The sequence below is a fragment of the Roseomonas sp. OT10 genome, from assembly GCF_020991085.1.
In the GTDB taxonomy this organism is placed as follows: Bacteria; Pseudomonadota; Alphaproteobacteria; order Acetobacterales; family Acetobacteraceae; genus Roseomonas; species Roseomonas cutis.
Window position 1 is genome coordinate 5,128,301 of the sequence record NZ_CP087719.1, and the last position, 12,378, is coordinate 5,140,678.

Below are 12,378 nucleotides of genomic sequence, written 5' to 3' on the forward strand. Positions count from 1 at the left end.
TCAGCCCCCCTGTCTGGTGGGGGCGCGTCTGGCCAGGGCGGCTTGGACGGTGTTCTCCAGCAGGCAGGCGATGGTCATCGGCCCCACCCCGCCGGGGACGGGGGTGATGGCGCCGGCATGCGGCAGCGCCTCGGCGAAGGCGACGTCGCCGACCAGCCTGCCCTCGGCGGTGCGGTTGATGCCCACGTCGATCACCGTGGCGCCGGGTGCCACCCAGTCGCCGCGGATCATCTCCGCGCGGCCCACGGCGGCGACGAGGATCTCCGCCCGTCGGCATTCGGCGGCGAGGTCGCGGGTGCGGGAATGCGCGACGGTCACGGTGGCGTCCCCCCCCAGCAGCAGCAGGGCGGCGGGCTTGCCGACGATGGTGCTGCGCCCGACCACCACGGCCCGCGCCCCGCGGGGGGAGACGCCCGCCTCCTCCAGCAGCAGCATGACGCCGCGGGGGGTGCAGGGCACCAGGCCGGGCCGCCCGAGGGCCAGCGCCCCCTGGTTGACCGGGTGGAAGCCGTCCACGTCCTTGGCCGGGTCGATAGCGTCCAGCACCGCCTCGGTGCGGATATGCGCGGGCAGCGGCAGTTGGACGAGGATGCCGTCCACCGCCGGGTCGTCGTTCAGCCGGCGCACCAGGGCGAGCAGCTCCGGCTCGGTCGTCGCCTCCGGCAGGTGCAGGGTCTCGCTCTCCAGCCCCGCCTCGCGGGCGGCGCGGTCCTTGTTGCGGACGTACACGCCGCTGGCCGGGTCCTCGCCGACGCGCACCACGCGCAGCCCGGGGCGGAAGGGCAGGGCGGCGACGCGTTCGGCCAGGGCGGCACGCCGCCGCGCGGCCAGGGCCTTGCCGTCGATCAGCCGGGCGGTCATGCGAAGCTCTCCAGTGCGGCGGCGAGCGCAGCCGGATCGCCGCGCGCCACCAGGGTCTTCTCCCGCGCGGCGGCGCCGGCGGTGAGCGTGACGGCAGAGGGCGGGACGCCCAGCGCCTTGGACAGGGCCGCGATCACCGCGGCATTGGCCTTGCCGTCCGTGGGCGCGGCCGAGACGGCCACCCGCAGCCGCGGCCCGTCCGGCCCGGCGACCACGCCGGTGATGCCGGGGCGCTTCGCCTTGGGCTGGGCCCGTACCCGCACCTCCAGCCCCTCGGGGCGGGTGCGCCAGGCGGTCAGTTCAGGGCCGGCCATAGGGTGGTGGCGATGAAGATGCGCAGTGCCTGCAACAGGAGGATCAGGATGACGGGCGAGATGTCGATGCCGCCCAGATTCGGCAGGAACCGGCGGATGGGGCGCAGCGCCGGCTCGGTGATCCGCTCCAGGAAGTCGCCGATGGTCCAGACCAGCCGGTTGCGGCTGTCCAGCACACCGAAGGCCATCAGCAGGCTGAAAACGGCGGCGATGATCAGCGCCCAGACGTACAGGCCGATGAGCTGGTCGATGAACCAGAAGAGGGCTGCCATGCCGATCCTTGTCCCAAATCCAGGGCGGGGAGGTCCCGATGTATGGGGCCGGGGCGGCATGGGCAAGCAGGGCCCGGAGGTTCGGGCGCTTGACGGACCATCAGGACTGGGCAATAAGCCGCCCGCCTTCGCGGGCATGGGGCTGTAGCTCAGTTGGGAGAGCGCCTCGTTCGCAATGAGGAGGTCAGGGGTTCGATTCCCCTCAGCTCCACCACTGCTTCGCTTAGGCTATTGTTATCCATCGAGATTTCCTTCCAGTTGGCTACCGGGTGGCCGCCCGGTAGCCAACGCCCTTTCACGTTTCGGTCCTGGCCGGCCTCGCCAACCTGGGCACCGTGCGCGCCGCAACCCGGCGCTGGTTCACCTCCCGCGTGTAGTGCTCCACCATCTTCAAGCTCTGCCCGGTGATGGAGCTGATCTCGTGCGGTGTGCATCCCGCCTCGGCCAGCCGGCAGCAGGTGGCCTTGCGCAACCCATGGGGCGGCGCAGTCACGCCAGCATCGGCGGCGCAGCGGCGGAACCAATTGTAGAAGGCGGTCTGCGATGCGAAGGGGGCGCCGAGCTGCGTCATTAGGAAGGCAAGGTGCCCGCCGGGATGGGCGGCCAGCGCCTCCTCCAGCTCGGAGTGCTTCGGGATCGCCAGCTCCTTCCCCGTCTTCTGCTGCCGCACCAAGATTGCTCCGCCCTGGACGTGCTGCGGACCCATGCGGATCACGTCGCCGGATCGCTGGCCGGTGTAGAGCAGCAGAGCCAGCGCTAGGCGGGCGCGGGTGCCCAGCGGGTGCTTCGCCTCAAAGGCGGCAATGTCCTCTTCCGTCCAGGTCGCGTGCGGCTTGGCCTTGTAGCGGGGCGGGCGCACGTCACGGGTCGGCACGTCGCCGCGCATCCCGACGTCGAACGCATGATGCAGCACCTGCCGCAGCACGTTCAGCAGGGCGCGGGCGGCGGCCGGGGTCTTGGCGCGGCGGGAGACGATGGCGCGAATGTGCGCCGGCTGGAGGCCAGCCACGGCGTCGTCGCGATGCTCCTTCAGCAGCTCCTCGAAGATGCGCCGATAGCGGTCCTGGCTGCCTTCGGTCAGGCTGGTGAAGCGGGCGGAGGAGTACCAGGAGACGGCCAGGGCGGCCATGCTGCCGGGCCTCGTGCGACGATGCCCGATGGGGGGCGCCTCGCCCTGCTAGGCCGCCTGATAGGCCGCCATGAACTCGGCGCTGCCGGGCTGCCCATGCAGCCGCACCTTCACCCGCCCCTTGCGGAAGTAGCGGTAGGTCACCCGCCCTTTCCGGAACTCGTGGATGTAGTCCAGCTTGATCCGCGTCATGCTTCCAGCACCCGATCCCAGGAGTTGGAACCATCCTTGCCCTTCCCGCCGCGGCGGGGGAGGAGCCGGCACGCGGCGCGCAGCTCCTCCGTGTCCCACAGGGTGCGCGCGTCCACCTTCCGCGGCTCCGGCATCCGCCCGTCCTCCACCATCTCGTCAAACTTGGTCGAGGACACGCCCACCAGGGCCGCCGCAGCCTCGCGGGCGACCAGGAAGGGCAGGATGCCGGGCGGCAGGTGGTCGTAGTGCGCCATCAGCCCTGCGCGCCCTCCACCGGCTGCTGCTGGCCCTGCTGCGCCGCCGCCGGCCGCGGGTTCCAGCCCTCCACCTCGCGCACCTCGTTGGGGTCGAGGATCTGGTTGCGCACGGCGATCTCGTGCGCCTTCCACCGCGCCTCGTAGTCGCCGCGCATGAGGCCGGAGAGGTCCACCTCCAGCGTCAGGTCGGAGCCGGTGCCGAAGATGGAGCGGGAGAACTCCGCCTCGATCTTGCGCGCCCAGGGCGTGAGGCTGAACTGCGCGAACCAGAGCGCCGCCTGCTGCGAGTTGGTGAAGGTGTTGTGCGTGTAGTCCTGCACGATGGGCGGCGGCACCTGGAACAGCCGGCACAGCTCCTCCACCGTGAAGCGCCGCGACGCCAGCACCTCGGCGTCCTCCGGGCTGACGGAAAGGGCCTTCCATTCCATGCCCTCTTCCAGCACCAGTACCCGGCGGGCGTTGCGCGTGCCGGTGATGCTGTCTGTGATCTGCGCCCGCAGACGTCGCACTGCATCGTCGCTCAGGGTCTTGGGATGCGTGACCGAGCCGGAGGGCGTCGCCTGGTTTTGCCACAGGCTGCCGGTCCACTCCTGGAGCGCGGTGGCGCTGCCCAGCACCTCCGGCGCGCGGCTGATCCGGCTGCGGCCGATCAGCCCGTCGTCGCTGCGGTCGCGCAGGTGGAACACCTCGTCGGCCAGGTAGCGCCGCACGCCGCCGGCATCCTGCACCACGTCGTAGGCCAGCCGTCCGGACGGCAGGGTGTAGAGCTGGAGCTTGCCCCAGGGGATCGGCCGCAGCGCGGTGATGCGCCCGGCGCCGTCGTACTCCAGCGCCAGCACCGCGTTGCCGTGCAGCAGCACCTGCGCCATCAGCCACTCGATCATGTCGGGCCAGGTCTGGTGCGCGTTCGGCCGGCGGATCAGGCGGGCCACCGGATGCGACGGCACCTCCTCCCGCCCGCCAGGCGTCACCCGGTAGACGTAGGCCGGCAGGCTGCCCATGGTCGAGCTGATCGCGCCGACGCAGGCCGAGACGGTGGACAGGTTCTCCGCCAGGCGGGCGTTGACGTAGACGCCCGAGGCGGTGGGGCGGATGCCGAAGGCCGCGGCATAGCCCGCAGGGTCGGAGAGGGGCGCCGCGCGCTTCTCCGTCCGGCCCAGCAGGCGGGCGAGGAGGCCAGCCATCACAGCGTCTCCAGGAAGCGGGCGCGGGCGGCTGCCGCGGCGCCCTGGGCGGTCCGGCTGCGGGCCTGGACGGTGGTGGCGGCATAGGCGGGCCAGGCATGGACCACCGACACCTCCAGCAGCTCCACCGCGCGCAGCTCGCGCTTGTCGGCCGCGGGCCATGCCTCGTCCTTCACCCGGAAGGAGAAGGACATGCCGCCCAGGTCGCGCCGCTCGGCCAGGGCGAGGATGTCGCGCCCCAGGCTAGTATCCGGCACGTCCAGGGAGAAGTGCAGCCCGCGGGTGTCCTCCGCGAGCCGCAGCGTGCCCGAGGCGGTGCGCGCCAGCAGCCGGCCGGGGTCGTGGTCCACCAGGGCGAGCACGTCGCCCCCGGCGGCCAGCGACGCCCGGAAGGCGCCGGTGCGGATCGTCTCGGTGAAGCCGCCGATGTGGGCCTCGGCCGCGAACACCGCGGCGTAGCCCTCCAGGCGGCGGCCGGCGGCGCGCAGCTCGGCGGCGGCGCGACGCTCCAGCCCGTCCGGGAAGCGCGCCGCGCCGCTCACGCGATGATATCCTTGATGGCCGCGAAGCTCTCCGGGTGACGCACGGCGACGTCCACCGTCATCATCGCCCTGATCTGCACGTTCCCCTTGGCGTAGGCATCGGCCGCGTAGGGGTTCACCAGGATATCCAGCTCCGACCACACCCCGATGAGGAGGTCCGACCAGTTGCCGTAGATCAGGGCGGAGAGGCCGGTGCCGGTGCCCTTGGTGAGGTTGGACGGCACGTTGTTCGTGACGGTGGGCGTGGCGCCCTGGAACACCATCGGGACGCCCAGCGGGAAGCCCGACACGTCCTTCATCTTGGCCGCGGCGCGCCGGACCCTGGTGTTGGTCAGGAAGCCCATGGAGCCGCCGTCCGCGTTGGCATCCTCCACCTGCCCCTGGAGGTCGGCCACCAGGTCGAAGGTCAGAGCGCCGCCGTTGGTGCCGGCCGACACACCGCCGATACCGGAGGTGTTGAGGATGCCCCGCGGCTCGGCGCCCGCGCCGCTGCCGGCGATGGCCGCGCGGTCCAGCGTCTCAGCCAGCACCAGGGCCATGTCGTTGCGGGCGAGCTGCTCCACGTCCGGGCTCGCCTGCTGGATCATGTTGCGGCTGTACTCGGTGATGACGCCCGCGTGCTTCGGGGTCAGCGTCACGCCGTCGAACTGCGGGTCCGAGAAGGCCAGGGCGGTATTCTCCGCGACCCAGCCGGCCACTACGGATGCCTTGCGGCGCGGGATGGTGATGTTGCCCAGCAGGCCAGTCAGCACCGTGGCGCCCAGCGCGCGGACGCGGGTGGTGGTCCGCAGGCGGTCGATGAACAGGTCTTCGCGGTACTCGCCCGGCACCAGGTTGCCACCCGGCCCGCCCGCCGGCAGGGCGGTGGTGACGACGCGGCTCTCGACGTTGGCGGGTGCGCCCATGTGCCAGAACAGGCCCTCGGCGCGGCGCCCGGAGCGGCGCTCCAGCTCGGTCGACACCTCGCGGGCACGGCCGGCAGCCGGATCGGTGCCGCCCAGGGAAGCGCGGATCACGTCGAGGATGCCCACGCGGCTGATCTCGGCGTCCAGGCGGGCGTCGCCCGTGCCGGGGACCGGCGTGCCGGCGGCGCGGCGCTCGGCGTCGTCCACGATGGACTGGCGGCCGATGCGGCTCTCCAGCGCATCCAGCTCGGCCTTGAGCGCATCCCATCGGGTACGCTGCTCGGCCGAGAGGTCGCCTGCCTCGCCGGCAGGAGCAGTGTTGAGGGAGCGCATCTCGGCGGCGATGGCCGCGCGACGCTCCAGCATTTCACGCAGGGTCACGAAGGAACCTCGGCGGTAGAGGATGCCTTCGCGAGAGGCGTGTCAGCGGGGTCGCAGCCCGTCAGGGCGCGATAGGTGTCGGATGCAGCCCGGGTGAGCTGTCTCCGAAAGGAGCTGTCGAGGATGGCGACGCGACATTGGCGGCCGGCCACTCCCAGGCGAATGTGGAGTGTGCCGTCGTCGCGGAGCGAGAAGGTCGCGCCCGCGAAGAGGAAGGGACCGGCCTCCACCGTCATCCGTGCGAGGATCTTCCAGGGGCCGCGCACAATGGGCTTCTGGTACGGCTCCATACCCGAAATGGTGAAGGAGAGCTGCATCAGTCCTCGATGTCGTCGCCCGATGGGCCCTGGCCGCCGTCGAAGTCAGCCCCAGGCGGATCACCTTCCCAGACAGCGCGGCGACCTGCGTTCGCGAAAGCCGTTTCGAGCAGCGCATTCCAGCGACGCCGGAAGGTCTCGTCCTTGATGAGATCGCCCATGCCAGCAAAGTCCACCAGGGCCTCGATGACATTTCCAATGGGCTGACTGCGATCGACTCCCATCAGCTTCAGTTGTTTGAGAACCGGCGGGTCGATCCAGATGGTGGTTCGCTTCTTGGCAGTGGTCACGACTATGGCTCCAGCAGGTATGCCACGTCATACGTCATACGTGGCATACCTGTCAAGCCCTGATTCCGGCGAGCAGCCCCACGGCCACCCGCCTCCGATCGGTCATCTCTGGGCCCGCGCCTGCTCCTCGGCGTAGGTGTTCGCGGCGACCACCTGCTCCATCAGCCGGGCCGTCACCCATTCGATGGCGCCTTGCAACTGATCGGCCTCGGGGCACGAGCCTCGCCGGAAGTCGCCGGTCGTGGCGATCTCCTGGAGGGCGTGCAGCCCGCTGCCGATCTCCAGCAGGCGGCGGTCCAGTTCGTTGAAGGCATCCTTGGCGTTGGGGGTAGGAGTGCTCATCGGCCGGCCTCCCAGGTGCGGGCCGCATCAAGAGCGCGCAGCGGGTCCAGCTCGGCGGGCATGTAGCAGCCGGCCCCCAGCGCCTCGGCTTCAATGCCACCCGCCCGTTCCAGGAACCCGCGCAGCCCGTACAGCAGCCGCGCAAGGCGCCGCCCCAGGGCCAGCAGGTCGTCCTTGGAGAGATGGTTGGTCGTCAGGGCGCTCGCCTCGCCGTAGGCCACAGCCAGCTGCATCAACGCGCCCTCGTGGCTGGTGGGGCGGGCGAAGGTCATGTCCCGCTCCAGGCACTCGATCCGCGGCCAGATGGCTTCCTTGCGGTGCAAGTGCGCCAGGGAGGCCGGACCCTGGTTCGCTCTTCTGGCCTCCAGCTCGGCCACGTCGGCCGCCTCGTGGGCCGCGTTCAGCACGGCCAGCTCGCGGCCGATCAGGGCAGCCGGGCAGGTGGTGGGGGAGTTTCCGCCACGGTGGCGAGAACTCTGATTTCGTTGCCGGTTTTTCCGGCAACGGGGTGCCGCAGCGGTTGGGGTGGCGGTCGCCATCACCGGCCACCCTCGGGCCGGAAGGCAGGCGGCGGCGGCAAGGCGCCGGAGGAGCAAAGGGCAAATTTGCACTTTGAAGCCGGGCTGGCCAAGAACTCGGCAAATTTGCCGAGTTGGCCGCCGCGCCGGGGGAACCGGACCACCACCGCCGGCACGCGATCCGCGGCGAGCGTCACAGGCTGGGCCGACACCTCGGCCAGGTCGTCATCCTCCAGCCCCTCCGGCTCCAGGTCCGGGTCGCCGTCCAGGGCGTCCAGCATCGCGAGGGCGCGGGTGACGATGTTCTCCAGCGCCGCCCGCTGGGCTCTTCTCGATAGCGCGGCACGGTGCCGCGCCTCTCTTCTGGGCGCGGGCGTGCTATGGGCGTGTTCAGCCATGACCTGCTGACTCCTTCAGCGGGTTGCGGTTAGGCCGGGCGCGGGCTCCTACCCCCGCAGCTCGGCCGCCAGCCGTTTAGGCTGACGCCAACCAAATTGGCGTGCTAGAATGCTCTGGTCAACCATTTTAGTTGGACCAATGTTGCCCGCTCAAACTCGTGCCGCTCGTGGGCTCGTGGATTGGTCACAGGGGCGTTTGGCAGAAGCCGCCGGCGTGTCCCTCAGCACCGTGAAGGACTTCGAAGCCGGGCGTCGCCAGCCTGTGCCTGCCACCCTCTCCGCCATCCGCGCCGCGCTGGAGGCGGCTGGGGTAGAGTTCATCGCGGAGAACGGCGGCGGGGCGGGAGTGCGGTTGAGGAAGACAAGCTGACAGCTTGCGCCATCAGCTTGTGCCTTGGTCAGATGTTATCCCGCAGCCACTTGTTGCCAGCGTCGCTGAAGCCGCACCAAGCAGCGTCACGGGCACTCTTCACGACGATAAGCCTGTCGTTGGAGTCGATCACCTGCTGAAGGTTATCTCGAATCTCCTTGGCGCTCTTGTCAGATTGAACGACCCAATACGAAAAGAGCGGCTTCCACCGCACGGAGAAGGTGCTCTCGATGCGGTCAGTCAGCTTCTTCAATGCTGTGCGGTAAGCATCGCCTTCTTTCATCAGGTCATAACTGATGATGTACGTGGCCATGGTCGGTCGTCCCTTCCTGGAACGAGGGTGCAGAACCGCCTTGACCGACGCGCAGGATTTCCGCTTAAGCTGCGGACGCAAGAGACGCGGTACCGCAGGCGGTTCCAACGCTGCGGTGGCCACGAGGCCGGGGATTGCAGCCCCGGCCTTTTCTCGTGGCGATCACAACCACTGATTCCACGGTCTGGAACGACGCGCAACCGATTCGTTCCCCCTCGCGTGATTCGGTACGGGAAACGGTCAGATCGCTTCATGTGGCGAGACGACTGGCAATCGCTCCCCACTGGCGCCGGCTAGACCGCGCCCCAAGGCGATTTTTCGCGTCCACAGTTGGAGGGTTGGGGTCCGCAGTCCGCACCAGGTTCGCACCCTGGTTCGCACTAGGTCCGCAGTCCGCACTAGGTTCGCAGGGTGCGGACCCTGCGAACCCCCGACGACCGCAAAAATCCCCAGCATTTGCTGGGATTCGCCGCCGGGTCCGCAGTCCGTATGAAAAACAATCAATCACCAGCGGGGAAAAATTCTCCGCGTGACCCCACTGCGGTTCATCCCTCCCATCAGCTCCGAGCGATTTTCTCGGCCAACTCCACCACCTCCTGCCCGATGGCGTCGCGCAGCTCGGGCGGCAGCACCACCGCAGGCAGCCACCGGCCGTCCCTGGGGTGCCGGAAGACGGGCGCCTTGCACGTCAGGCTCCCATCCGTCTCCCGCACCACCTGCACACCCTGGAGGGTCAGCAGCCCGCCCGCGATCTCCACATCCACCACGGCCAGCCCCGCCAGGCGCCCGGCGCCCCGCACCGCCTCCAGGCCCTTCACCTCGTACCGCACGGGAACCGTCTCGGCGTCGGTCATGCCACCCTCCCCAGCAGGCGCGCCAGGCGCCGCAGCTCGGCCACCACCTCGCTCTTGTCCTCGTGGAACCGGTGCGGGTCGCGGTGGCTCGGGGACAGGCGGGATACCCGCTCGGCCAGGGCTTCAAGGGTGGAGGATGGGAGCTGAACGGCAAGGCGATCCCCGCGCTCCAGCCTCACGGCCCCCGCTCCTTGATCGCCCGTTTCATGAGCTGGTCCACGGCCTGATAGGCGCCGCGCATCCCACCCGCCTTCGTCTTGAAGCCATGGTCGCGAAGCCGCTCGATCAGCCGATCCCGAACCTCGATCCAGGATCGCCCAGGGACGCCGCCGCGACAGGCGGCCACCACCTCCGGCCACAGAGCCTTCAGCGCTTCCTCTCGCTGCCGGATGTCAGGGTTGGCGGAGCAAAGGAACGGGCTGTCGTAGGTCATGGCGACATCCTCGCGGGTGGAGGGGGTGGAGGGTGGTGGGGGGTCTTCCGGTTAACCGCACTAGGTGCGTGCACGCACGCCTCATGGATCATGCGGATAACCCTCCACCACCCTCCACCCCTCCACCCCACCCAGGGCGGGCGGTCGGCTGGAGCCCGATGCCGCGAACCCACTGGATGCCCTTGTTCGTGGCGTACCGGAGCCCCTGGGTTCGCTCGATCATGCCGCGCAGGCGGCGGTTGTCCGGCTCGGGCTCCCCGTTCGCCTGGCACCACTGGTGGAAGCTGCCCAGCAGGGCGGCGGGCTTGGTGCTGAGGGTGGCGTCCAGGATGCAGCACTCGGCCAACCAGCGGGCGAAGTAGTCCTGCTCCGCGAAGTATTCCGCCGTCGCCTCGATCACCACTGGCGGACGCATCAGCCCGTCGCGCTGCCACAGCAGGCAGCCGTCCAGCATCCATGCCAGGATGCCCGGCCACTCCGCCTTCAGCTTCTCCTCCAGCTCTGCATCCTTGACCGCCGGCTTGCGGGTGAAGGGCACCAGGTTCATCCGGCGCCGCATCGCCTCGTCCAGGTTCTTCAGCACGGGCTTGTGGTTGCCGATGATCGTGAGCTTGAACTGCGGGGTGTAGGTGAAGAAGTCCTGCCGCATGAACCGCGCCGTGACGGGATCGCCGCCGGTCATCTGCTTGATCCGCTGCTCCGCCCAGGTGCGCCCCTCCTCCGTCTCGGAGGACACGACCATGCGGGCTCCGCGCAGCGCGGCGAGGTCGGTGGGGTGCTTCTCGCCATGGCTCGCCGTGAAGGTGTCCATGGCCGCCACCGCGGCATAGTCGCCCATGATCTTCGCCACGGTGTTCAGGAAGACGCTCTTGCCGTTGCCGCCGGCCCCGTGCCCGAACAGCAGGGCTTGCTCGCGGGTCAGGCCGGTGAGGCAGTAGCCGCACCACCGCTGGAGGAAGCCGATCAGCGCATCATCCCTGCCGGTCGTCTCATCCAGGAACCGCAGCCAGCGGTCCGGCGGCACCTCGCGCGAGGGCGCCACGGCCGCCACCCGGGTCATCATGTCTTCCGGCCGGGCCAGCCGCATCCGGCCTGTGCGCAGGTCCACCGTGCCGCCCGGCGTCGCCAGCAGCATGGGGTCGGCGTCCCAGTCCTCCGCCACCGCGGCATGCGCGGGGTCACGTTGGGCGAACTTCTCCACCCCGGCGGCGAAGGCGGCCTTGCCGGTGATGGCCTGGGTCTTGAACTCGGCCTCCCGGTTGGCCTGCGCCACCAGCGTGCGGGCGAAGCTGAACGCCGCGTGCTTGCGGTCCTGGCGCCAGTGGGTGCCGGCCCACTCGAACCAGGCGCCCGTGCTGTGGCAGTAGCGCAGCCGGTCGCGGAACTGGCGGGTGAAGGCCAGGGCCACGCCGTGTTCCGTCAGCAGCACGTCGTCGTTGGCCGCCTGCGACGCCCGATCCCAGGTGCGGCGTGCCTCCCGCGCGCCGTCCGGCAGGCCCTTGTCGGCCTTCCACGCGGCGGTGTCCGGGTCCTCCTCCAGCCGGTCCAGGAAGGCGGCATAGTCGCCTCCCGCCCGCTTCACCTCGGCGGCCATGCGGAACGCCTTGGCGCTGCGGCTGCCGTCCTTGCCGCCCCCCTTGGTACCCTGCGCCCCGGATCGGCTGCGGGGCCGCTCCTGGCTCTCTCCGGAGGCGCCCGCGGCCATGCCGGGGCCGGCCTCCTGGACCAGCCACAGCAGGTCCGCCAGCGCCGCCGGGCGCAGCTCCTCCGGCGCGTCCGCGTGCCGCTCGCCCGTCACGGCGAAGAACCGGCCGGAGATGTAGAACTCGATGCCCGGCGGGTGGTCGCCGCCCTTCCTGGCCCACTTCCGGCCCGTCGCCGTGCCCATGGCCTGCCGCAGGGCGGGTGCGTCCGCCGCGTCGTAGAGGAAGAACAGCTTCACCCCGGAGCCGGAGGGCGACACCTCGGCATAGGTCGGGAAGCGCGTCAGCACGGGCAGCGCCCAGGGCGCCAGGTCGCCCGTCTCGGCCCGGCAGGTGTCGAGGTCGATCCCACCGATGCACAAGCCGTCCTGCTCGCCCAGCTCCAGCCCGATCCCGCCCGAGCCGAAGGGCCGGGGGAGCTGCGCCGCGCGTGCCTCGGCTTCCGGCCGGCGGCCCCAGGTGGCCGGCGCGTCCGCCTTCGCCTTCCGGCCGTCCGGGGCGTAGGGGACCTTCGTCGGCTTGCCCTGCGGCCCGCGGCCCTCCGTCTGCCAAGCAACCCAGCGCGGGTGGGTGGCAAGGGTGGCGAGGGTGACGGGAAAAGGCTTGTCGTCAGCCTCGTTTGGTGGGACACCATGCCTCGGATCGCCAGTAAAATGGCGGGCCTCGGAAGTGTCCCAGTCGTTAGCAGGCGACTGATTCAGCGAGACTTCCGGACGCCGCCCCTGGGCATTCTCCCCATCCTGACAGCGCCGCCTTCCGTTCACCCCGTCGCGATGCCGGGCGGCTGCTTCCTGCCGCACACT

The 12,378-nt window shown here is 70.2% G+C and carries 20 protein-coding genes and 1 tRNA gene; 2 read left to right on the forward strand and 19 right to left on the reverse strand.

Annotated elements, in window-relative coordinates; genetic code table 11:
- From folD to LPC08_RS23350, 3 genes are read right to left on the reverse strand one after another with little or no spacing between them, the layout of a single operon-like run.
- Window positions 1-861: a bifunctional methylenetetrahydrofolate dehydrogenase/methenyltetrahydrofolate cyclohydrolase FolD gene (gene folD, locus LPC08_RS23340; RefSeq protein WP_230450609.1), complete on the reverse strand. Its 861-nt coding sequence runs from the start codon at window positions 859-861 to the stop codon at window positions 1-3.
- Window positions 858-1,175, reverse strand: a complete 318-nt coding sequence (locus LPC08_RS23345) for a DUF167 domain-containing protein (RefSeq protein ID WP_230450610.1) — start codon at window positions 1,173-1,175, stop codon at window positions 858-860. The genes folD and LPC08_RS23345 overlap by 4 nt, the downstream gene beginning before the upstream one ends.
- Window positions 1,157-1,447, reverse strand: a complete 291-nt coding sequence (locus tag LPC08_RS23350; protein ID WP_230450611.1) for a YggT family protein — start codon at window positions 1,445-1,447, stop codon at window positions 1,157-1,159. The genes LPC08_RS23345 and LPC08_RS23350 overlap by 19 nt, the downstream gene beginning before the upstream one ends.
- Before the next feature lie 138 nt (window positions 1,448-1,585).
- Here LPC08_RS23350 and LPC08_RS23355 point away from each other — a divergent pair.
- Window positions 1,586-1,661 (forward strand) — tRNA-Ala (locus tag LPC08_RS23355).
- 81 nt (window positions 1,662-1,742) lie between these two features.
- Here the strand turns inward: LPC08_RS23355 and LPC08_RS23360 are convergent.
- The 11 genes from LPC08_RS23360 to LPC08_RS23410 form a co-directional block, all read right to left on the reverse strand.
- Entirely contained in the window at window positions 1,743-2,576 is an 834-nt protein-coding gene (locus LPC08_RS23360; protein WP_230450612.1) for a tyrosine-type recombinase/integrase, read from the reverse strand.
- A gap of 48 nt (window positions 2,577-2,624) precedes the next feature.
- On the reverse strand, window positions 2,625-2,768 hold the full coding sequence (locus tag LPC08_RS23365) for a hypothetical protein (protein ID WP_230450613.1): 144 nt from the start codon (window positions 2,766-2,768) through the stop codon (window positions 2,625-2,627).
- Window positions 2,765-3,022, reverse strand: a complete 258-nt coding sequence (locus LPC08_RS23370; protein ID WP_230450614.1) for a helix-turn-helix transcriptional regulator — start codon at window positions 3,020-3,022, stop codon at window positions 2,765-2,767. Before LPC08_RS23370 ends, LPC08_RS23365 begins: the two co-directional genes overlap by 4 nt.
- Window positions 3,022-4,209, reverse strand: a complete 1,188-nt coding sequence (locus LPC08_RS23375) for a phage portal protein (RefSeq protein WP_230450615.1) — start codon at window positions 4,207-4,209, stop codon at window positions 3,022-3,024. Before LPC08_RS23375 ends, LPC08_RS23370 begins: the two co-directional genes overlap by 1 nt.
- Entirely contained in the window at window positions 4,209-4,751 is a 543-nt protein-coding gene (locus tag LPC08_RS23380; protein WP_230450616.1) for an HK97 family phage prohead protease, read from the reverse strand. The genes LPC08_RS23375 and LPC08_RS23380 overlap by 1 nt, the downstream gene beginning before the upstream one ends.
- Window positions 4,748-6,037 (reverse strand): phage major capsid protein, encoded by a 1,290-nt coding sequence (locus LPC08_RS23385; RefSeq protein ID WP_230450617.1) that lies wholly within the window; start codon window positions 6,035-6,037, stop codon window positions 4,748-4,750. Before LPC08_RS23385 ends, LPC08_RS23380 begins: the two co-directional genes overlap by 4 nt.
- Window positions 6,034-6,354 carry a hypothetical protein gene (locus tag LPC08_RS23390; protein WP_230450618.1) on the reverse strand — a complete coding sequence of 107 codons (321 nt, stop codon included), beginning with the start codon at window positions 6,352-6,354 and terminating at the stop codon, window positions 6,034-6,036. The genes LPC08_RS23385 and LPC08_RS23390 overlap by 4 nt, the downstream gene beginning before the upstream one ends.
- Entirely contained in the window at window positions 6,354-6,644 is a 291-nt protein-coding gene (locus LPC08_RS23395; protein WP_230450619.1) for a hypothetical protein, read from the reverse strand. Before LPC08_RS23395 ends, LPC08_RS23390 begins: the two co-directional genes overlap by 1 nt.
- A 102-nt stretch (window positions 6,645-6,746) precedes the next feature.
- Window positions 6,747-6,986: a hypothetical protein gene (locus tag LPC08_RS23400; RefSeq protein WP_230449844.1), complete on the reverse strand. Its 240-nt coding sequence runs from the start codon at window positions 6,984-6,986 to the stop codon at window positions 6,747-6,749.
- Window positions 6,983-7,525 carry a hypothetical protein gene (locus LPC08_RS23405; RefSeq protein ID WP_230449843.1) on the reverse strand — a complete coding sequence of 181 codons (543 nt, stop codon included), beginning with the start codon at window positions 7,523-7,525 and terminating at the stop codon, window positions 6,983-6,985. Before LPC08_RS23405 ends, LPC08_RS23400 begins: the two co-directional genes overlap by 4 nt.
- A complete protein-coding gene (locus LPC08_RS23410; protein ID WP_230450620.1) occupies window positions 7,525-7,902 on the reverse strand; it encodes a hypothetical protein in 378 nt (125 codons plus the stop codon). Before LPC08_RS23410 ends, LPC08_RS23405 begins: the two co-directional genes overlap by 1 nt.
- A 139-nt stretch (window positions 7,903-8,041) precedes the next feature.
- Between LPC08_RS23410 and LPC08_RS23415 the strand changes: the two genes are divergently transcribed.
- Window positions 8,042-8,272: a helix-turn-helix domain-containing protein gene (locus LPC08_RS23415; RefSeq protein WP_230453143.1), complete on the forward strand. Its 231-nt coding sequence runs from the start codon at window positions 8,042-8,044 to the stop codon at window positions 8,270-8,272.
- 28 nt (window positions 8,273-8,300) lie between these two features.
- On the opposite strand, the gene LPC08_RS23420 is transcribed toward LPC08_RS23415, so the two are convergent.
- The 5 genes from LPC08_RS23420 to LPC08_RS23440 all read right to left on the reverse strand — a co-directional run bounded on the left by LPC08_RS23420 (window position 8,301) and on the right by LPC08_RS23440 (window position 12,375).
- Window positions 8,301-8,585 (reverse strand): hypothetical protein, encoded by a 285-nt coding sequence (locus tag LPC08_RS23420; RefSeq protein ID WP_230450621.1) that lies wholly within the window; start codon window positions 8,583-8,585, stop codon window positions 8,301-8,303.
- Between the two features lie 557 nt (window positions 8,586-9,142).
- A complete protein-coding gene (locus tag LPC08_RS23425; RefSeq protein ID WP_230450622.1) occupies window positions 9,143-9,439 on the reverse strand; it encodes a hypothetical protein in 297 nt (98 codons plus the stop codon).
- Complete coding sequence (locus LPC08_RS23430) at window positions 9,436-9,618, reverse strand: hypothetical protein (RefSeq protein WP_230450623.1); 183 nt, start codon at window positions 9,616-9,618, stop codon at window positions 9,436-9,438. The genes LPC08_RS23425 and LPC08_RS23430 overlap by 4 nt, the downstream gene beginning before the upstream one ends.
- Window positions 9,615-9,872, reverse strand: a complete 258-nt coding sequence (locus LPC08_RS23435) for a hypothetical protein (protein WP_230450624.1) — start codon at window positions 9,870-9,872, stop codon at window positions 9,615-9,617. The genes LPC08_RS23430 and LPC08_RS23435 overlap by 4 nt, the downstream gene beginning before the upstream one ends.
- A gap of 88 nt (window positions 9,873-9,960) precedes the next feature.
- Window positions 9,961-12,375: a phage/plasmid primase, P4 family gene (locus tag LPC08_RS23440; protein ID WP_230450625.1), complete on the reverse strand. Its 2,415-nt coding sequence runs from the start codon at window positions 12,373-12,375 to the stop codon at window positions 9,961-9,963.
- Between the last annotated feature and the right edge of the window lie 3 nt (window positions 12,376-12,378).